This window comes from Neorhizobium sp. CSC1952 (genome assembly GCF_030378245.1).
Lineage (GTDB): Bacteria > Pseudomonadota > Alphaproteobacteria > Rhizobiales > Rhizobiaceae > Neorhizobium > Neorhizobium oryzae_A.
The window spans coordinates 2,699,230-2,717,973 of the sequence record NZ_CP128416.1; the positions used below are offsets into that span (position 1 = coordinate 2,699,230).

The 18,744-nt window shown below is 63.7% G+C and carries 16 protein-coding genes and 1 pseudogene; 12 read left to right on the forward strand and 5 right to left on the reverse strand.

Going from position 1 to position 18,744, the window contains the following annotated elements; genetic code table 11:
* Positions 1–154 precede the first annotated feature (154 nt).
* Positions 155–1,174 (forward strand): 2-dehydropantoate 2-reductase, encoded by a 1,020-nt coding sequence (locus tag QTA58_RS13200; protein WP_085420544.1) that lies wholly within the window; start codon positions 155–157, stop codon positions 1,172–1,174.
* On the opposite strand, the gene QTA58_RS13205 is transcribed toward QTA58_RS13200, so the two are convergent.
* Together QTA58_RS13205 and QTA58_RS13210 are read right to left on the reverse strand one after the other, a co-directional pair.
* Positions 1,171–2,289: a glycoside hydrolase family 88 protein gene (locus tag QTA58_RS13205; protein ID WP_289669184.1), complete on the reverse strand. Its 1,119-nt coding sequence runs from the start codon at positions 2,287–2,289 to the stop codon at positions 1,171–1,173. The two genes, QTA58_RS13200 and QTA58_RS13205, sit on opposite strands and share 4 nt — an antisense overlap.
* Before the next feature lie 66 nt (positions 2,290–2,355).
* On the reverse strand, positions 2,356–3,141 hold the full coding sequence (locus QTA58_RS13210; protein ID WP_289669185.1) for a FadR/GntR family transcriptional regulator: 786 nt from the start codon (positions 3,139–3,141) through the stop codon (positions 2,356–2,358).
* Positions 3,142–3,424: 283 nt separating this feature from the next.
* Between QTA58_RS13210 and QTA58_RS13215 the strand changes: the two are divergent.
* The 11 genes and pseudogenes from QTA58_RS13215 to QTA58_RS13265 all read left to right on the forward strand — a co-directional run bounded on the left by QTA58_RS13215 (position 3,425) and on the right by QTA58_RS13265 (position 15,124).
* Positions 3,425–4,566 (forward strand): annotated as a pseudogene (locus tag QTA58_RS13215) (enolase C-terminal domain-like protein).
* 68 nt (positions 4,567–4,634) lie between these two features.
* Positions 4,635–6,242, forward strand: a complete 1,608-nt coding sequence (locus tag QTA58_RS13220) for an ABC transporter substrate-binding protein (RefSeq protein WP_289669186.1) — start codon at positions 4,635–4,637, stop codon at positions 6,240–6,242.
* Between the two features lie 291 nt (positions 6,243–6,533).
* Positions 6,534–7,292 (forward strand): IclR family transcriptional regulator, encoded by a 759-nt coding sequence (locus QTA58_RS13225; RefSeq protein WP_341850261.1) that lies wholly within the window; start codon positions 6,534–6,536, stop codon positions 7,290–7,292.
* A 5-nt stretch (positions 7,293–7,297) separates the two neighbouring features.
* A complete protein-coding gene (locus tag QTA58_RS13230) occupies positions 7,298–9,007 on the forward strand; it encodes a hypothetical protein (protein WP_289669188.1) in 1,710 nt (569 codons plus the stop codon).
* Entirely contained in the window at positions 9,004–9,771 is a 768-nt protein-coding gene (locus tag QTA58_RS13235; protein ID WP_289669189.1) for a hypothetical protein, read from the forward strand. Before QTA58_RS13230 ends, QTA58_RS13235 begins: the two co-directional genes overlap by 4 nt.
* Positions 9,768–10,739 carry a membrane dipeptidase gene (locus QTA58_RS13240; RefSeq protein WP_289669190.1) on the forward strand — a complete coding sequence of 324 codons (972 nt, stop codon included), beginning with the start codon at positions 9,768–9,770 and terminating at the stop codon, positions 10,737–10,739. Before QTA58_RS13235 ends, QTA58_RS13240 begins: the two co-directional genes overlap by 4 nt.
* 15 nt (positions 10,740–10,754) lie before the next feature.
* Positions 10,755–11,795: an ABC transporter substrate-binding protein gene (locus tag QTA58_RS13245; protein ID WP_289669191.1), complete on the forward strand. Its 1,041-nt coding sequence runs from the start codon at positions 10,755–10,757 to the stop codon at positions 11,793–11,795.
* Between the two features lie 194 nt (positions 11,796–11,989).
* A complete protein-coding gene (locus tag QTA58_RS13250; RefSeq protein ID WP_289669192.1) occupies positions 11,990–12,838 on the forward strand; it encodes an ABC transporter permease in 849 nt (282 codons plus the stop codon).
* Positions 12,839–12,844: 6 nt separating this feature from the next.
* A complete protein-coding gene (locus QTA58_RS13255; RefSeq protein ID WP_085420534.1) occupies positions 12,845–13,648 on the forward strand; it encodes an ABC transporter permease in 804 nt (267 codons plus the stop codon).
* Between the two features lie 15 nt (positions 13,649–13,663).
* Positions 13,664–14,728: an ABC transporter ATP-binding protein gene (locus QTA58_RS13260; protein ID WP_289669193.1), complete on the forward strand. Its 1,065-nt coding sequence runs from the start codon at positions 13,664–13,666 to the stop codon at positions 14,726–14,728.
* A 15-nt stretch (positions 14,729–14,743) separates the two neighbouring features.
* The gene (locus QTA58_RS13265) at positions 14,744–15,124 is read left to right on the forward strand and encodes a RidA family protein (protein ID WP_289669194.1); all 381 of its coding nucleotides are present in this window, start codon (positions 14,744–14,746) and stop codon (positions 15,122–15,124) included.
* On the opposite strand, the gene QTA58_RS13270 is transcribed toward QTA58_RS13265, so the two are convergent.
* The 3 genes from QTA58_RS13270 to QTA58_RS13280 all read right to left on the reverse strand — a co-directional run bounded on the left by QTA58_RS13270 (position 15,125) and on the right by QTA58_RS13280 (position 18,693).
* Positions 15,125–16,678 (reverse strand): acetolactate synthase large subunit, encoded by a 1,554-nt coding sequence (locus QTA58_RS13270; protein ID WP_289669195.1) that lies wholly within the window; start codon positions 16,676–16,678, stop codon positions 15,125–15,127.
* Positions 16,679–16,723: 45 nt separating this feature from the next.
* Positions 16,724–18,031, reverse strand: a complete 1,308-nt coding sequence (gabT, locus tag QTA58_RS13275) for a 4-aminobutyrate--2-oxoglutarate transaminase (protein WP_289669196.1) — start codon at positions 18,029–18,031, stop codon at positions 16,724–16,726.
* A gap of 74 nt (positions 18,032–18,105) precedes the next feature.
* Entirely contained in the window at positions 18,106–18,693 is a 588-nt protein-coding gene (locus QTA58_RS13280; RefSeq protein ID WP_289669197.1) for a cupin domain-containing protein, read from the reverse strand.
* Between the last annotated feature and the right edge of the window lie 51 nt (positions 18,694–18,744).

Sequence of the window (18,744 nt, forward strand, 5' to 3'; positions counted from 1 at the left end):
AGCGCTATATTTCGTCCGCTTCGTTCGAATTTCGGCAATCCGGCAGCCTCTCGCGGCGACCCGCTTGACCCGACTACAGGGTGCGGGATAACCCTCGTAGCTGCGCAGATCGGCAGCGATCACGAGCCGCGCGCATTGCTGGAGGAGCTTGGGCATGAGCCAACCGATCCTGATCTGGGGCGCCGGCGCGATCGGCGGAACGCTTGGCGCCGCCCTCATCCGGGCAGGCGAAGAGGTGATCTTCGTCGACAGCGCCCGGGAGCATGTGGACGCGATCAACGGGAAAGGCCTGAAGATCGTCGGGCCGGTCTTCGAGGAGGTGGTGAGGGCGAAAGCCTGCCTGCCGGAGGAGGTCGAGGGCGAGTATCAGCGCACCTTCCTATGCGTCAAAGCCCATCACACGGAAGAGGCGGCAAAGGCGCTCGTCCGGCATCTCGCCGCCGACGGCTACGTCGTCTCGGCCCAGAACGGACTGAACGAGAGGGTGATCGCCCGCATTGCCGGCGACCATCGCGTCATCGGCTGCTTCGTCAATTTCGGCGCGGATTATCTGGAGCCGGGCGTCGTTCAGTATAGCGGCCGCGGCGCGGTCGTCATCGGCGAGCTCGACGGGCGGTTCACGGACCGCGCCGAAGATATCTACCAGTTGATGAGGCATCTCGAACCGAAGGCGTTGATCACCAACAACATATGGGGCTTCCTCTGGGGCAAGCTGATCTACGGCGCATTGCTGTTCGGCACGGCACTCACCAATGACAGTATCGCGGACGTGCTCGGCAATCCGGCCGCTCGGCCGGTCCTGCGCAGGCTCGCGCTGGAAGTGGCGACGGTCGCCGCCATCAACAATGTCAGGCCGGAAGCCTTCGACGGTTTCGATCCCGCGGCCTTCGGTCCGCTGGCCACGCCGGAGCAGACGAAGGCATCCTTCGACGAGATGGTCGCGCATAACCGCCAGTCTGTGAAATCCCATACCGGAATCTGGCGGGATCTGGCGATCCGCAAACGCCGGACGGAGGTCGACGCGCAGTTGCTGCCGGTCGTCGAGATCGGCCGGGAATCGCGTGTGCCGACGCCTATGACTGCCCGTCTAATCGAGATGATCCACGAGATCGAAGACGGCAAACGGCCGCTCGATCTTGCGAATATCGACGAGCTTGCGAGGGCTGCGGCCTAGATATAGGCGCGCAACAGTTCGGAAAGGCAGAGCATCGCCATGGCCTGACCATAGGGCATCGATGTCAGCTTGATATTGCGATAGTAGTCGAGCGTGTCGCCCATCGCCGTGCCGAAGGAGACCTGCTTCAGTTCACCGTTCCGGTCGATATTGGCGACCACGGCCTTCACGGCGCGTTCGGCGGTCTCGAGGTATTCCGAGGGCAGATAGCGTTTCCTCACGGCTTTCATCAGCCCGTATCCGAATCCCGCCGTGGCGGAAGCCTCAAGATAGCTGTCGGGATCGTCGAGCAGGGTATGCCAGAGGCCGGACGGATGCTGGCAGGCTTTCAGGGCGGCCGCCTGCCGCTCAAGCGCGGAGAGCAGGTGGCGGCGCAGCGGATCGCCCTCCCGCAGATCGACAAGTTCGATGAATTCCGGGATGGCGACCGTGATCCAGGAATTGCCGCGCGCCCAGAGCGCGGACGCGAAATTGTGGTTGCCGTCAAAGGTCCAGCCGTGAAACCAGAGGCCGGATTTGCGATCCGCCAGATATTGCGCATGAACGAGGAACTGGTATTTCGCTTCCTCCACATAGTCCGGCCGGCCGAGCACGAGGCCGATCTTGGCGAGCGGCAGGACGCTCATCATCAGCGTGTCGTCCCACATCTGCTGGTCGTTGAAGGAATTGTAGACGATGTGCTGGAAACCGCCCTCCCGGGTGCGGGGCAGGTCGTGCATCACCCATTCCGCCCAGGTTTCGAGATAGGCCGCCCATGCCGGCGAGGGGTTTCGTTCGTAGAGGCAGGCGAGGGTCAGAAACGGCGCCACGGTGTTGATGTTCTTGGTGGGCGTGCCTTCCTTCAGGCGCGCGTCGAACCATTCGGTGATGATGTCCAGCGTCGCTGTGTCGCCGGTCAGCTGCCAGAATTTATAGAGCCCGTAGAGGCCTATGCCGTGCGTCCATTCCCAGCCGGCCCAGCCCTTGGTGTCGATGACGCGTCCGTCTTCGAGGCGCAGGAGGAACTCGCCCGTCTCGTCCCTTATGTTGACGAGGTTGTCGGTCAGGCGCCTGATCAGAGCGGTGACTTCGTCGCGGGAAAGGAAACGCGTCGGCTGGCGAAGCTGTGGGTGCATGGGCATTCTCCGGGATGAGCCGCAGGTTCGATATTTTCAGGGATGGCTTGCCGTTGTGTGCCGGCGTCAGCCGCCGTGATCGAGGCGGCCTGCAGCCGGCCGGATGGGGTCGGAAACCCGTTCGATCAGCAGGGTCTTGTAGCGGCTGAGGCTTCCCTGCAGATGCGCCCTCATGGCTTCACGCGCTTCCGCAGGCTTGCCCGCAAAGATGGCATTGACGATCAGGCCGTGCTCTTCCTGCAGATGGCGGTTCGGCGGCAGCGCATCGGGATGGCGGCCGCCCTGAAGGTCGCGGTTCATGATGATACCCGGCTTGATGAGCCGGAGGAGTTCGGAAAAACGGCGGTTCTGGGTGGCATCGGCGATCGCCAGATGAAGCGCGAAATCGGCCTCTCGGGTCGAAAGGCCTTTTTCGAGATTGGCGCCGATCTTGCGGTGCAGTTCGAGGATCGCCTCCAGTTGCGCCGGCGAGCGGCGTGCCGCGGCCAGAGCGGCCGCCTCGGTTTCGCAGGCGGCGCGCAATTCCAGAAGCTCGATAACCGAGGAAATCCGCTCCAGAGACAGGCCGCTGAAAGGCTGGCCCCGCTGTTCGGCATCGACGACGAAAACGCCGACGCCACGGCGCGCTTCCAGCATCCCTTCCGAGCGGAGGATGGCGACGGCCTCGCGAATGACGGCGCGGCTGACCGAATGAAGCCGCGTCAGTTCGTTCTCGCTCGGCAGCTTGTCGCCCGGCTTGACCGTTCCACGCTCGATGTCGCGCCGGAGCGCCGTGACGATCTGCATGACGAGCGAATGGCCGACGAGATCGACTAGGTCGTTGTCGCTTTCCTGCTCGATCAAATCCCTCATCCGCTCTCCTCCACTTCTTGATAACCTAGCTGACTGCGTGTGCCACTTGTCATACTGCAGATTGCCGCGCGAGTGCAATCGAAACATGGCGAATCGCTTTCCGTAACATGAAGATCGGTGAAATAGCGCGCATCCTTCGCAGGGCGGCGGTCTCTCATTGCGTTTTTCCGGTCTTGACGCACTCTCAACGATGACTTAGCGTTGTCATATTACATGGGTCATGTAGTCTGATGTCTCGGCGATGCAGGCTGACTACGTCGCCTCCAAGCTGACAAGTGAGTAGATCATCGATGCCAGCGTCCGGACCTTCTGGTATACGACGCACGAGGAGCTCGACAGCGACGGGCATGCGCATCCGGGGCCGGCGCGCCGGGTGAAAAAATCCCTGCTGACGCTCACCTGCGAGGACGGCACGAAAGGCCATGCATTCGGCAGCCCGGAACAGCTTCGGCCGCATCTGCTCGACCGCTTCATCCGCCCCGTCGTGCTGAACCAGGACGCGCTCGCGCGGGAAATGCTCTGGCAGGATCTCGCTCACTGGCAGCGCGGCAGCGGCGGGCAGCTCAGCGACCGCACGCTCGCCATCGTTGACTGCGCCCTCTGGGATCTCGCCGGGCATCTGCTCCGGGCACCGGTCTACAAGATCGTCGGGTCCTAGCGAGACAAGGATCCCGCCTACGGCTCGATCATGTGCGGCGACGAACTGGAAGGCGGCCTGGCGACGCCGGAGGATTACGGCCGTTTGCCGAGAAACTGGTCGCGCGCGGCTATCAGGCCATCAAGCTCCACACCTGGATGCCGCCGGTGAGCTGGTCGCCGAACGTCGAGATGGACCTGAAGGCCTGCGCGGCGTTCGCGAAGCCGTCGGACCCAGGACATCCATCTGATGATCGACGCCTTCCATTGGTATACCCGCACCGAAGCTCTGGAACTCGGCAAAGGGTTGGAAAAGCTCGGTTTCGACTGGATCGAGGAGGTGATGGACGAGCAGTCCATGTCGTCCTATGCGTGGCTCGCCGCGGAACTGAAGATCCCCGTCATCGGGCCGGAATCCATGGGCGGCAAGTACAAGCACCGCGCCGAGTGGATCAAGGCGGGAGCCTGCGACATCCTGCGCACCGGCGTGGAGGATGTCGGCGGCATCACCCCGGCGATCAAGACCATGCATCTGGCCGAGAGCTTCGGCATGAATTGCGAAATCCACGGGAATGGTGCGCCGAACCTCGATCGTCTCGGCCGCACCAAGAATGCCGCTGGTATGAGCGCGGCCTGCTCCATCCATTCCTCGATTACGATGCGTGCCCGGAATATCTGAACTCCATTCCCGATCCCATGGACGAGGAGGGCTTCGTCTGGCTCTCGCAGGCGCCCGGCATCGGGGAGGATATCAACTTCGAATATATCGACGCCAACCTGGCGGAATAGCCGGGCCGGCCGGCCCGATATCCGGCGCAGGGGGAGGTCTGCTGCGCCTTACATCAACGGGAGGTAACATGAAACGACGCAGCCTGTTTCTCGGCGCGACCTGCGCCATCATCGCATTCACGTCCATGCACGGAGCGGCCTCGGCTGAAACGCCGGCCAACCAGCTCGTGATCGGCTTTTCCATGTCCAACGTGCTGACCCTCGATCCCGCGGGATCGTCGAGCAAGGAGAGGGTGCAGATCCTCGCCAATCTCTACGACGGGCTGGTGGGCATCGATCCGGTCCAGCGGTCCAAGGTCATCCCCGCCCTGGCGGAAAGCTGGGAAGTCGCCGCCGATCGCCGGTCGATCCGGTTTCGTCTCAGGCCGGACCTGCGCTTCGCCTCGGGAAATCCGGTGACTGCGGACGATGTCGTATGGTCGCTGGAGCGCGTCCTGAAGCTCAACCAGGCGCAGGCGACGAACCTTCGGCTGCGCGGCTATACCGCCGAGAATGCAGCGCAGAGTTTCCGCGCCGTCGACGAAAAAACCGTCGAGATCGCCATCCTGCAGCCGATCGATCCGCAGATCATCCTGATGACGCTCGCGATGGCCGGAACGGGAAGCGTGCTCGACAAGAAGGAAGTCCTCGGCCACGAGAAGGCGGGAGACCTCGGTGCGGCATGGCTTACCACGAATTCCGCCGGCACCGGTGCCTTCACCATGCAATCCCTGCGGCCGAACGAAATGGCGATCCTCGCCCGCAACGACAATTACTGGGGGCCGGCGCCGGCCATGACCCGTGTCCTGATGCGGCATATTCCGGAGGCGCAGAGCCAGCGCCTGCTGATCGAGAAGGGCGATCTCGACATCGCCTATTCGCTCGGCGCCGCCGATCTCAAATCGCTGGAGAGCAACAAGGACGTCAAGGTCACGACGGCGACCGGCAACGGGCTCTACTATCTCGCGATGTCTCTGAAGAACGAGAACCTCGCGAAAGCCAAGGTTCGCGAAGCCATTCTGAAGCTCATCGACTACGACGGGCTGAACAGGACGGTGATGCCCTATTACGGCGTCAGGCATCTCAGCCCGATCCAGGTCGGTCTTGCGCAAGAGCCTTACGAACCCGAGATCAAGATGGATGTGGCGGCGGCCAAGGGGTTGCTTGCGGAGGCGGGATATCCCGATGGCCTGGATTTGACGATCCGCACGCTCTCCGAGCCGCCGTTCGACAATCTGGCGGTGGCGTTGCAGAGCATGCTGGCCCAGGGCGGCATCAGGGCCAAGATCCTGACCGGCAGCGGCGAACAGGTCTACGGCCCGATGCGGGAGCGGAACTTCGAATTGATCGTCGGCCGCAGCGGCGGCCAGATCTCCCATCCGGACGGCGACATGCGCAGCCTTGCCTACAATCCCGACAACCGGGACGAGGCGAAGCTGACCGGTCTTCAGGGCTGGCGCGTATCCTTCAAGGACGACAAGCTGAATCAGAAAATCGAGGCCGCATTGCAGGAACCGGATCCTGCCGCCCAGGCAAAGCTCTATCACGAGATCGAGCAGCTTTATGCCGAGGGCATTCCGGCAATCCAGCCGATCTCGCAGGTCACCGATTCGGTCGCCCAGCGGGCGGACATCGAAGGGTTCCAGATCAGCCCCGTCTGGCAGACCAAGCTGGAAACCGTCCGGAAAAATCGCTGACGGCGATCGATCGATAGGTCGCAATCCGATCTGCCAAAGCCCGCCAGCGGACCTTCGCGGCGGGCTTTCGGCCGTTGAAATCCAGGAAGGGCTTCCGACGCCAGCCGCGAAACCTCTCCTCAGCTGCTGCCGAATTCGCCTCTCACAAGAGAAGCCATGCCTCCAACACGCATATGAGGCGAAAAATTTTCCAAGAAAAATAATAGCTTAGGGCCGCAGCCCGGCAAAAGCGCGGCAAAACCTCCGTCAGCGCGGTTGACAGAGAGCAATTCTCAGCAAATCATATTCTCTATGGATACAGAATATTCAAATAGAATACAAGAGGAAAGTGGCGGCGTCCGTCCCCTCTCGACGGTGCTGAAGACCATGGCGGTTCTGGACGTACTCGCGTCGAGCGCCCGCGGCATGAAGCTGCCGGAGATCGCCGCCGCCATGGAACTGTCGCGGCCGACCGCCTATCAGCGCCTCCTGACGCTCATCGAGGCGGGCTGGGTCGAACAGGACCAGGAGATGCGCTACCGGCTCTCGATGCATGCCTGCCGGATCGCGGCGGCGGCGCTGGAACAGGCCAGTCTCGGCACGCGCGTCCAGCCGGTGCTCGAAATGCTGGTCCATCGGGTGAAGGAGACCGCTTCGCTGGCGGTGCTCGACCGGGGAGTTCCCTGCATCGTCTCGCGTGTCGAGTCCGAAAGCGTGCTGCGTGCGGAACAGAAGATCGGCACGACCATGTCGCTGGAAGGCTCCGCATCCGGCCGTATCCTCACCGCGTTCGCGGACGATCTGACGCTTGCGCGCCTCAAAGAAAGCGGCGAGCCGCTTGCTGCCGACGCGCTTCTTCAGGAAGCGCGCGCCAACGGTTACGCACTGTCGAGCGGCTACACCCATAGCGGGGTCATCGCGATCGCGGCGCCGATCTTCGACCTCAACGGCAAATGCACGTCGACCGTCTCGCTGGTCATGCCGGAGATGCGCTTCGATCTCGAAACCTTCCGCGAGCCGCTTCTCGATGCGGCCCGCACAATCACGAAAATGCAGCAGGGAGAACGTTGACGGTCATGACCGCGACTTCCGAACAGGCAGCGAAGCCGCTGCCACGACCGGGCCACAAGGTAATGGAGACCGCGCGGCTGGCGGCGATCCAGCCGAGCCGCCTGAGCGGCACACGGGCCTTCATGAACAAGATGATCCGCGAGCGCTGGGACATTTCCAACGTCCTTTTCGACGTGGATGGAAACGCCGAAGGCACGGTCGTCTATTCCATCAAGGCGCCGGATCAGGAATTCTCCTTCATCGGCTTTTCCCGGCCTCCGAGCCGCACCGCGCGCACAGGCCGTATCATCGGCCAGGCCTGGGACATGATGGGAGCCCTGATCGAGGGACCGGCGACGGAGGCGGAGATCGAAACCGCCCGGCGCGAAATCCCCAAGCTCTATACGGGCCGGGCAACGCCGGGCACGCTGATCTGGTGCCGCTCCAACCGTTCGATGCGCGTCTTCGACCAGACGCTCGAAGCGCTCGCTAGAAGCCGGCAGCCCGACGTGGCCGATCTCGCCAAGGTCTGCTACCTGATGCGCAATACCGGGCTCGACGGCAACGGCACGTTCGGGACGCGCTCGTTCCCGTCCCTCGGCGCCCGGCATGCGCTCGGCGGCGTCCTGCAGGCGCAGCTTCTGACCGCCTATCTGATGCGGGAATTCTCCTGCGATCTCGTGGAGCACCTGGCTGCCAAGCGGTCCGACAAGGCGGTACGGCTCGATCCGAAACTGCGCCGCTATATCGGCGTCGGCAACGGTTCCGCGCTCGGCCTGATCTTCTTCGTGCACAAGCATCCGCGGCTGATCGACGGGTTGATCGCGGCGCGCGAAAACGCGATTGCCATGGCGCGCGGGCTGAAGCTCACGCCAGCCGACCCGCGCGTTGCAAGGCTTGTCGAACTCCTCGCCCAGGCGATCGTCTTCCGCAAGCAGGACCGGATGGTCTACGAAACCTTCGCCTCGAGCGCCGAGGTGGCGGCCGATCTCGAAAAGCTCGTCGACGCGCTGGAGGAGTTCCGCCGCAGCGGGACGGTGCTGGGCCGCAAGGCGGACTATCCGCTCGACATCCTGGCTTTCGAGTTCGAAGCCGAACTGGTTCCGGAAGCCTACGAGACCTTCCTGTCGCTGCTGATCGAACTCGTTCCGGAGGAGGCCGATCGCCTGCTGGAGGCGGTTCATGCGCCCGACGAATTCAACGTCTCGCCGGCGGAAACCGTGGAGAGCCTCGCAAACCTCATCCGCGAGGAATACCGGTGGGCGCTCGATGCCGACATGTCGGGTCCCGACGCCTACAAATATGTCTGGTACAAATCCGAGACGGCGGAAGAGCCCCGCCGCGGCGCGCGCGAGGAAGTGCCCGATGCGCTCGATCTCGGCCTCGACGTCTGCGGCGGCATCCAGGCGCTTCATGGCGATCTCGCCAAGGCGGCGCCTGCGCTCAGCATCGCCCGCTTCCTGATGAAACATCCGGAACATCGCTTCATGGTGGCGCGCGTCCAGAGCCTCAGAGGCCTCGGCTATCACACGCCGCGCGCCAACATCAACGCGGAAGCCTTCGTGCCGATCGACCTCGTGCGGCTGATGAATGTCGGCATCCACGGCATCGACAAGACCCGCGACTTCCTGAGCCGCAACCTGCGCGGCGTGCTCTATCACGGCGCGCCGACGCCGGACGATCTGCGCTCCGGCTACACCGGCACCTGGTACTATCCGGCGGAACCTGTTCTATGACTTCTTCGCATTCCAATACCTCCATGCGCGTGATGCCCCGCGAAATGCGGCTGATGTCCGAGCGCATATTCTCGCTCACCAGCCTACCGAAAGGCTTCTTCCTCACCGTCGGCGATTTCCCGATGTACTCGCAGAAACTCGGACTTGGCGGTTTCGCCCTGTTCGAGGAGCGTTTCGAAAGCTTCAAGTACGCCGATCCGGCCCGGATTTCGATCGCGGCCGAAGATGGCAACCGGGTGAGCCTCGATGCGGCAGGCGAACACGCGTGGTTCGTGGTGCCGACGGCGATCGATCTTCTGGGCGAGCTCGCCCGGCGTTTCGGATCGGCGGAGCTTACGGTGGCCAGTGCCGCAGATTCGGCGGAACTGGCGATCGCCGCCAGCCTCGGCGGGCGGACAGGGCTTCAGATCACCGTTGCCGGCAACGTGCTCAAGGCGGCTCCCGCGGCCGTTACCGGCGATGTCCGCAAGGATGATCCGCTCCTCTGGTCGCTGCTGGAGAACGGCGCCGATATCGAGGCGGATCTGTGGTGGCGCATCTATCATCTCGCCAAGCAGGCGCTTGCGACCGACAGCGTCGTCTCCCGCCGACACGCCGGCCCGATGATCATCAACGAGGACGGCACGATCATCGGCCGCAAGGACAATGACGACGAAACGGATGTCAGCTTCCTGGCATCCAGGCTTTCCGAACGCGAACAGGCCCAGCCTGAAAAAGCCCAGCCTCAAAAAGCCCAGCCCCAAAAAGAAAGTGCGAGATCATGATCATCGACGGTTTGCAATGCGGGCATTTCGATCGCGCAGCCTTTGAAACCCTGCTCAAGGGAACGGTGGGCGGCGTCGTCAACACCTGCGGCTTCTGGGAAGGCACCGTGGAATCCATGGATTCGATCGGCCGCTGGCGCGATCTCGTCCGCGAGAATTCCGACATCGCCGAGATCGCGCTGACGGCCGGCGACATCACCCGCATTTCCGATGCCGGCAAGCTCGCGATCATCATGGGCTTTCAGAACAGCAACCTGTTCGAAGGCCGTATCCGCTTCGTCGAGATGTTCGCGGAACTCGGAGTGCGCGTCGTGCAGCTCACCTACAACAACCAGAACGAGCTCGGCGGCTCCTGCTACGAGGCCGAGGATTCGGGCCTTGCCCGCTTCGGCAGGGAAGTGGTGCGCGAGATGAATGCGGCCGGCATCCTGGTCGATTGCAGCCATGTCGGCGACCGCACGACGCTTGACGCCATCAAGGTTTCCGAAAAGCCGATCGCTGTCACGCATGCCAACGCCCAGTCGCTTTTCATGCACAAGCGCAACAAGTCGGACGACGTCATCCGGGCGCTGAAGGACACCGGCGGCGTGATCGGCTGCGCGGCCTACCGCAACATCACCGGCGACGAGTTCTGCGCGTCGATCGAGGCCTGGTGCACCATGGTCGCCCGCACCGTCGATATCGCCGGCATCGATTCCGTCGCGATCGGCACCGACAAGAGCCACAACTTCACCGCCCCCGACTACGCCTGGATGCGCAAGGGCCGCTGGACCCGCGGCGAGGACTACGGCGCGAGCGCCGCCGGCAAGCCGCTGAAGGCCGCACCGCCGGAATGGTTCCAGAAGGTCGAGGACATCAAGGTGATCCCGGACGGCCTCAGGGCCGTGGGCTTCTCGGAAGAAGAGGTCGCGAAGATCACCCACAAGAACTGGCTCCGGCTCTACGAAGCCACTTTCAGAAAACCATAAAGAGGAGAACTGACCATGACCGGAATGAAGACCTTTTTCATGCCCAGCCGCCGACGCTTCCTGAAGACGGCCGGCGCCGCCGTCACGGCCTCGCTTGCCGCGCCCTATATCGTTCGCGCCCAGGAGAAGATCCTGTACGTGAACACCTGGGGCGGCCCCTGGGAGGCTGCCGCCAAGGCCAATCTCATTGATCCGTTCACCGCCGAAACGGGCATCCAGGTGAAGACCGTTTCTCCGGTCTCCTTCGCCAAGCTCGCCCAGCAGGTGAAGACGGGCACCTATGAATTCGACGTCACCACGCTCGGCGGCGGCGAACTGGTGCGCGCCAACCAGGCCGGCATCATCGAGGAGCTGGAGGCGCCCTATGAAGGCGGCCTCTTCGAAAACGGCGTCGCTTCGCACGCCTTCGCGACGATCCTCGCCTGGCGTACCGACAAGTACAAGGAAGCCCCGAAGACCTGGGCGGACTTCTGGAACGTCGAAAAATTCCCGGGCGGCCGCTCGCTGCAGCGTTACGCCTCGCGCGTCATCCCGATCGCGCTTCTGGCCGACGGTGTCGCGGTGAAGGACCTCTATCCGCTCGACGTGGACCGCGCCTTCAAGTCGCTCGACAAGATCAAGCCGCATGTCCGTGTCTGGTGGACGGCGGGCGCCCAGTCGACGCAGATCCTGCGCGACGGCGAGATCGACATGATCGGCATCTGGCACGGCCGCTATTTCGAGGCCGAGAAGGCGGGTGCGCCGGTGGCGATGACCTGGAATCAGGGCGAGATCGAGCGGGCCTACTGGGTCGTCGCCAAGGACACGCCCAATCTGGAAAACGCCAAGAAGTTCGTCGAGTTCGCCACCAGCGCCAAGCCACTCGCCGGTTTCTCGAAGGCGGCGGATTACGGCGCGCTGAACCCGGCTTCGAACGAGTTCGTCAGCGCCGAGGACGCCAAGCGCATGCCGACTTCGCCGGAGAACTATCCGCTCACGTTCGAGCAGGACATGGCGAACTTCGGCATCGACCCGGCAGAGCTTGCCGAACGCTTCGAGGAGTGGGTCGCAAGCTGATCCGCTCTCCCGGATCGATGTGATCTGCTGACCGGCATCGCGCTCACAAGCGCATCGGCCCGAAAACCGAAACCGATTTCGGGCCGATGCGCGGATTCAAAAGAGCTGGAGCATCATTCGTGCGTCCACAAGGCGCATCGCTTCCAAGACCGCGCGATGCCGTAACGACCTTGCCTGCCAAGAAGGGAACGGCAATGGGCATGAGCCTTTCAAAATTGACGGAAAAGACGAATCTCTGGCCCTGGCTTCTGCTGGCGCCGCTGGGCATCTACATGCTCATCTTTTTCGTCGTGCCGCTCGCCGACGTGGCGATCATGAGCTTCACGGAGCCGCGCGTGTCGCTCGCGAATTACGAGCGGGTGCTGACCGGAGCGCTCTATCAGCGCGTCTTCGTCAACACCTTCCTGACCGCCGCCTTCGTGACCCTTTGCTGCCTCGCGGTCGGCTACCCGCTCGCCTATCTGATGGCGCATTCCAAGCCGCGCACGGCGATGCTGATCCTGCTGCTCGTCACCATGAGCTTCTGGACGAGCTTCCTGGTGCGCACCTATTCGTGGATGGTGCTGCTCGGCAACAACGGCCCGCTGATCGCCTTCCTGCAGATAATCGGCATCGAACAGCCGCCGCAGCTTCTCTTCACCCGCTTTTCCTCGACGCTCGCCATGGTGCACATCCTCGCGCCCTACATGATCATGAACGTCTATTCGGTGATGAAGAAGATCGATCCGGTGCTGATCCGCTCGGCGGAAAGCCTCGGCGCCAGGGGCTGGTCGCTGTTCCGGCATGTCTACCTGCCGCTGACGGCGCCGGGCATCGCCAACGGATCGGTGCTCGTCTTCGTCATCTGCCTCGGCTTCTACGTGACGCCGGTGCTGCTCGGCAGCCCGCGCGAGCAGATGATCGCCGGCCTGATCGGACACCAGATCGACGAATTCCTGGCATTCGGCATGGGTTCGGCGATGGCGATGGTGCTCTTGGTCGTCACGCTCATCATCCTCACCATCTATCATCGCCGCTTCGGCCTCGACAAACTCTGGGGTTGACCGATCATGAACCTCTTCATGCGCTGGACCGGCATTCTGGTCGTGATCTTCATCGCCGCGCCGCTCGTCATCGTCGTGCCGATGTCGTTTTCGAGCGCGAACTCGCTGCAGTTCCCGCCGCCGGGATACTGGCTCGGTTACTACCGTGCCTATTTCACCAATCCGGACTGGCTGATCCCGACCTGGAACAGCATCCTGATCGCCACGGCGACCACGATCCTGACGATGATCCTCGTCGTGCCGGCCACCTTTGCGCTCGTGCGCCACAAGTTCCGCGGCAAGAGTTTCGCCGACCTGATGATGCTGATGCCGCTTGCGGTGCCGCATATCGTCATGGCGGTCGGCTACTATTCCTATCTGGGCGATCTCGGGCTGGTGCACAGCCATCTCGGCGTCATCCTGGCGCATACCTGCCTGTCGGTGCCGATCGCCTTCCTCGTCCTCTCCGCCAACCTGAAGGGCTTCGACCGCAATCTGGAGCGCGCGGCCCAGAGCCTCGGCGCCAGCCCGACGAAAACCTTCATGCACATCACCCTGCCGATCCTCAGGCCCGGCCTGATCATCAGCGCGCTCTTCGCCTTCGTGCAGTCGTTCGACGAAACCGTCGTGGCGATTTTCATCTCCGGCCGCGATGCGGCGACCCTGCCGCGCAAGATGTTCGACAGCATCCGGCAGGAGGCCGATCCGGTGATCGCCGTCATCTCGACGCTGCTGTTCTTCCTCGTGCTGATCGGCATCGCCGCTCCCTATTTCGTCAGCGCGCTTCGCAGCCGCGCTCCCAAGCCGAGCCGGCCTGCCGGCGCACACTGATCCCAAGGACTTTCCATGAGCTATCTGCAACTCTCCGACATCACCAAGACCTACGGGCATTTCACGGCGCTCGACAATGTGAGCCTCTCGGTCGACAAGGGGGAGTTCGTGACCTTCCTGGGGCCGAGCGGTTCCGGCAAGACGACGACCCTGATGATCATCGCGGGTTTCGAAAAGGCGAGCGCCGGCACGGTCGAGGTCGGCGGGCAGTCGATTTCACAGCTCGCGCCGCATGAGCGCAATATCGGCATCGTTTTCCAGAACTACGCGCTCTTTCCCCATAAGACGGCGGTCGAGAACGTCTACTTTCCGCTGCAGATGCGCGGCGTCAGCCGCACCCAGGGCCTCCGCCAAGCCGAGGACATGCTGTCGCTCGTCGGCCTCAAGGGTTTCGGCCATCGCCATCCGAAGGAGCTTTCCGGCGGCCAGCAGCAGCGCGTCGCGCTCGCCCGCGCGCTCGTCTTCGAACCGTCGCTCCTGCTCCTCGACGAGCCGCTCGGCGCGCTCGACAAGAACCTGCGCGAGCAGATGCAGATCGAGATCAAGCGCATCCAGCGAAGCCTTGGAGTGACCACGATCTTCGTCACGCACGACCAGTCGGAAGCCATGTCCATGTCCGACCGCATCGTGGTCTTCGAGAAAGGCCGGATCGAGCAGGCGGCCGCGCCGCTCGACATCTATCATCGGCCGCAGACCTCCTTCGTCGCTGCCTTCATCGGCGAGAGCAACCTCATTCCCGCGACGATCTCCAGCGCGGCGGGGAAGACCGCCGAAAACCCGGCGCTCGGCGCGTTCGACTATGCGGGCGCCGACAACGCCCTGTCCGACGGCCAGAAGGTGACGCTGCTGATCCGCCCGGAGCATATCAAGCTGTCGCGCAATCCGATCGAGGGGCGCAGGAACGTCCGCATGACGGTCGAGACGATCGTCAACTACGGCGACAACGCGCTGGTCATCGGCCGCGCAGGGGAGGTGACGATGCGGGTCCGCGTGCTCGGCGCCGACGTCGTCATCATCAAGGAAGGCGAAGAGTGCTGCATCAGCTGGACGCCCGAATCCGTCTTCGTCATCACCAAGTAAGCAGGAAGCAAGATCATGACCGCAGATTTCTCCTCGATCATCGAGCGCTTCGGCGTCGGCAAGCGCGGCAGCCTCGCCGTCGTCCATCAGGGCACGGGCTACTTCGCCTGCACGCCGCAGGCGCCCTATGACGGTTCGCTCGGCGTCGCGGAGCAGACGCGGCAGCTTCTCGCCAAGGCCGAAGGCCGGCTTGCGGAGATCGGCAGCGCCAAGCAGGGACTGATCTTCTGCGCGATCATGCTGGCGGACATGGGCGATTACGCCGCGATGAACGAGGTCTGGGACGAGTGGGTCTCCGGCATGGCTCCGCCGGCGCGCGCCTGTTTCGAGGCGCGGCTCGCAAGCCCGGACATGAAGGTCGAGATGATCATGGTCGCGGCGACCGCGACGGCGTGATCACGCCATGACGGCTTCAATGAGGAACGGTCCCTTGCGGGAAAGCGCGCCGGTATAGAGCTTCACGAATTCCTCGACGGTCGTGGCGCGGCCGGATTCGACGCCGAGGCCTTTGGCGAGCGAGCACCAGTCGAGCTTCGGCTGGTCGAGGTCGAGCATCTTGCGGGCGTTCACACCGAAGGAGTTGACGCCGACATTCACCATCTCGCCCTGCAGGATCTTGTAGGCGCTGTTGGCGAAGACGATGGTGACGACGTCGAGCGCTTCGCGGGCCTGCGTCCAGAGGCCCTGGACCGTGTACATGCCGCTGCCGTCCGCCTGCATCGCCACAACCTTCCGGTCGGGCGCGCCGATCGCCGCACCCGTCGCAAGCGGGATGCCGATGCCGATCGAGCCGCCCGTGATCGGCAGATGATCGTGCGGATGAAGGCCGGGGGCGAGGGCGGAATGCTGTCCGATCGAGGTCAGAGCCTCGTCGATGACGATGGCGTTTTCCGGGAGATGGCGGGCGATCGCGAGGCTGATCGCGTCGGGCGTCAAGGCGCCGCCGGGAACCTGGATGTCGTTCTGCCGGAAGGGATTGCGCGCGAAATCGGCATTCGGCCTGACGCCCAGCTCGTCGGCCAGCGCGTCGAGGACGTTCGCGAGGTCATGCTCGTGTTCGGCAAGCTGGATGACCTCGCAGGAGGGCGGCAGCGTCGTGCTCGGCTTGCCCGGATAGGCGAAGAAGGTGACGGGCCGCGGCCCGCCGATGCAGATCGCCACCTCGAATTCCTTCAACGCCTCGATGGCCAGCTCGATATTATAAGGGACGGGCCGCACCAGGGCGCGCCCGGCACCGCGTGCGCTTCTGGCCGAGGAGGTCGAGAAGAGGGCGGCGCCGGTGGCGGCGGCGATCCGTCCGGCCGTCGAGACCGGCTTTTCGCGCATGGCCCGTCCGGCAAGAATGATGGCCGTCCGCTTGCCGCTGCGCAGTGCTGCTGCTGCGGCCTTCAACGTCTCCGGATCGACGGGCGGCGGCGCAGGGATATCCACGAGGGAAAGCGTTTCCGGCGAGACCTCGCCCCAGGCGGCATCGGCGGGCAGGATCATGGTGGAGACGCCGCGCCGGGCGATCGAGGCTGCAAAGCCTTCCTCGGTGCAGCGGCGGATGTCGTGGGCGCCGGCGGCGCGTCCGACCCAGTGGGACATGGGGCGGGCGAGGCTTTCGATGTCGCTCGTCAGCGGCGCGTCGTACTGCAGGTGATAGGAGGCGTGATCGCCGACCACGTTGAGGATGGGCGTGCGGGCGCGGCGCGCGTTGTGGAGGTTGGCAAGGCCGTTGGCGAGACCGGGCCCGAGATGGAGAAGCGTCGCAGCCGGCTTGTCCGCCATGCGGGCATAGCCGTCAGCCGCTCCGGTCACGACGCCCTCCGAAAGCCCGAGGATGCAGCGCATTTCCGGCTTGCGGTCGAGCGCCGCGACGAAGTGCATTTCGGATGTTCCCGGATTGGCGAAGCAGACATCGACACCGTTCGCGAGCAGGACATCACACAGCATATCGGCGCCGTTCATGCGTTTTTCCCTTTCTGGTTTCCGCCTTGTCTTCGGGATAGCCGGTCAGGCTGCCGCCGAAGCGGCGGTATCCGAAAACGCGGCCTCGATCGAAGCTTCGAGAATGTTCAATCCTTCCTCCAGGACATCCCATTCGATCGTCAGCGGCGGCAGCAACCGGATCACGTTGAGCCGTGTTCCGCAAGAGAGCAGGATGAGGCCGCGGGCTTCCGCTTCGGCGACGATCCGGTTGGTCATCGCCGGAGATGCGGCTTTCGACTGGCGATCCTCGACCAGTTCGAATGCGACCATCGTACCGAGGCCGCGCACCTCGCCGATCCGCTCCATGCCCTGGCGCGACGCGATCGAATTGAGGCGATCGGTGATCCTGCGGCCGACTTCGGCGGCCCGTTCGCAAAGCTTCTCGTTCTCGATCACATCAAGCACGGCATTGGCGGCGGCGACGCTGAGCGGATTGCCGGCGTAGGTGCCGCCGAGCCCGCCCGGATGGGCCGCGTTCATGATCTCCGCCCTGCCGGTGACGGCCGACAGCGGGAAGCCGCCGGCGAGGCCCTTCGCCATCGTCACCAGGTCGGGCTTGACGCCCGCATGCTCGAAGCCGAACATCTTTCCCGTACGCGCCATGCCGGCCTGGACTTCGTCGGCGATCAGCACGATGCCGTATTTGTCGGCGATCTCGCGCAGGCGAACGAGGAATTCCTTCGGCGCGACGTTGAAGCCGCCTTCGCCCTGGACCGGCTCGACGATGAAGGCCGCGATCCGCTCCGGATCGACATCGGCCGCGAACAGGCGCTCAAGGCCGGCGATCGCCTCTTCCGTGGACAAACCGAGATAGGGGTTCGGGAAGGGGGCGTGGTAGATATCGGCCGGGAAGGGGCCGAAATTCTTCTTGTAGGGCATGACCTTGCCGGTCAGCGCCATGCCGAGCATGGTGCGGCCGTGAAAGGCGCCGGAAAACGCGACGATGCCGGCGCGGCCGGTATGGGCGCGGGCGATCTTGACGGCGTTCTCGACAGCCTCGGCGCCGGTCGTCACCAGCATGGTGCGGTTTTCCGCCCCTGTCGGCGCAATCGCGTTCAGCCGTTCGGCAAGCTTCACATAACCTTCGTAAGGCGCGACATGGAAGCAGGTATGGGTGAAGCGCTCGGCCTGTTCGGCGACGGCCTTCATCACGACGGGATTGCGATGACCCGTGTTGTTGACCGCGATGCCGGCCGCGAAATCGATGAAGCGCTTGCCGTCCACGTCCCAGAGCTCGGCGTTCAGCGCCTTTTCCGCGAAGATGGCGCGGGTGCCGACGCCGCCCGCCACGGCAGCCTTTTGACGCGAATGAAGATCACTGGAAACGGTCATCGCAAAATTCCCCTGATGTCGATGATCAAGCTATAGCGATGCTCATTATTTTGAGCAAGAGGGCCGTCGAGGAATTACAGATAGGGCGGGGAGCAGGCGGAGATGACGACCGTGCGGCGGCCGGAGAGGTTGCGGAAGCGATGCGGCACGCGGCTGTCGAAGAGATAGGCTTCGCCGGCTTTCAGCACGCGGACTTCCTCGCCCACGGTGACCTCCAGTTCGCCTTCGACCACATAACCTCCCTCGGACGAGGCATGCTGCAGAAGCGTGTCGCCGGTATCCGCATTCGGTTCGTAGACCTCATGAAGGATCTGGAGGTTGTGCGCCCGCGCATCGCCGATCTGTCGAAAGACGAGGGCGCCGTCCCCACCGCCGGAAATCGGCAAGGCAGCGACTTTCGAGGTCAGGTCTACGAGTTCATGCGCCGAGAAGAACGGACCTTTGGGAGGGCTGCGCTCCGGTTCAAAAAAGTCGCCCATGCCGACGCCGAGGCCGCTCAGGATCTTCCGCAACGTCGCGACGGAGGGGCTGACCTTGTTGGTCTCCACATTCGAGATCTGAGCATGCGGCACGCCCGCCCGCTCCGCAAGCTGACGCTGTGAAAGGCCCGCCGCCAGACGCATGGCGTTGAGCCGCGCGCCGATATCGAATGTCTGGTCCATCTGCATCATCCCGGTTCCTTAAGACCGGTTATGCCGTGGATGCCCCGGATG

Bases quoted from the DNA above. Each gene is read 5' to 3' on its own strand.
- QTA58_RS13255 (WP_085420534.1), top strand. From the start codon at position 12,845: ATGAACCTCTTCATGCGCTGGACCGGCATTCTGGTCGTGATCTTCATC.
- QTA58_RS13245 (WP_289669191.1), top strand. From the start codon at position 10,755: ATGACCGGAATGAAGACCTTTTTCATGCCCAGCCGCCGACGCTTCCTG.
- QTA58_RS13270 (WP_289669195.1), bottom strand. From the start codon at position 16,678: ATGAACGGCGCCGATATGCTGTGTGATGTCCTGCTCGCGAACGGTGTC.
- QTA58_RS13260 (WP_289669193.1), top strand. From the start codon at position 13,664: ATGAGCTATCTGCAACTCTCCGACATCACCAAGACCTACGGGCATTTC.
- gabT (WP_289669196.1), bottom strand. From the start codon at position 18,031: ATGACCGTTTCCAGTGATCTTCATTCGCGTCAAAAGGCTGCCGTGGCG.
- QTA58_RS13265 (WP_289669194.1), top strand. From the start codon at position 14,744: ATGACCGCAGATTTCTCCTCGATCATCGAGCGCTTCGGCGTCGGCAAG.
- QTA58_RS13210 (WP_289669185.1), bottom strand. From the start codon at position 3,141: ATGAGGGATTTGATCGAGCAGGAAAGCGACAACGACCTAGTCGATCTC.
- QTA58_RS13280 (WP_289669197.1), bottom strand. From the start codon at position 18,693: ATGGACCAGACATTCGATATCGGCGCGCGGCTCAACGCCATGCGTCTG.
- QTA58_RS13205 (WP_289669184.1), bottom strand. From the start codon at position 2,289: ATGCACCCACAGCTTCGCCAGCCGACGCGTTTCCTTTCCCGCGACGAA.
- QTA58_RS13250 (WP_289669192.1), top strand. From the start codon at position 11,990: ATGGGCATGAGCCTTTCAAAATTGACGGAAAAGACGAATCTCTGGCCC.
- QTA58_RS13200 (WP_085420544.1), top strand. From the start codon at position 155: ATGAGCCAACCGATCCTGATCTGGGGCGCCGGCGCGATCGGCGGAACG.
- QTA58_RS13225 (WP_341850261.1), top strand. From the start codon at position 6,534: ATGGATACAGAATATTCAAATAGAATACAAGAGGAAAGTGGCGGCGTC.
- QTA58_RS13235 (WP_289669189.1), top strand. From the start codon at position 9,004: ATGACTTCTTCGCATTCCAATACCTCCATGCGCGTGATGCCCCGCGAA.
- QTA58_RS13230 (WP_289669188.1), top strand. From the start codon at position 7,298: ATGACCGCGACTTCCGAACAGGCAGCGAAGCCGCTGCCACGACCGGGC.
- QTA58_RS13240 (WP_289669190.1), top strand. From the start codon at position 9,768: ATGATCATCGACGGTTTGCAATGCGGGCATTTCGATCGCGCAGCCTTT.
- QTA58_RS13220 (WP_289669186.1), top strand. From the start codon at position 4,635: ATGAAACGACGCAGCCTGTTTCTCGGCGCGACCTGCGCCATCATCGCA.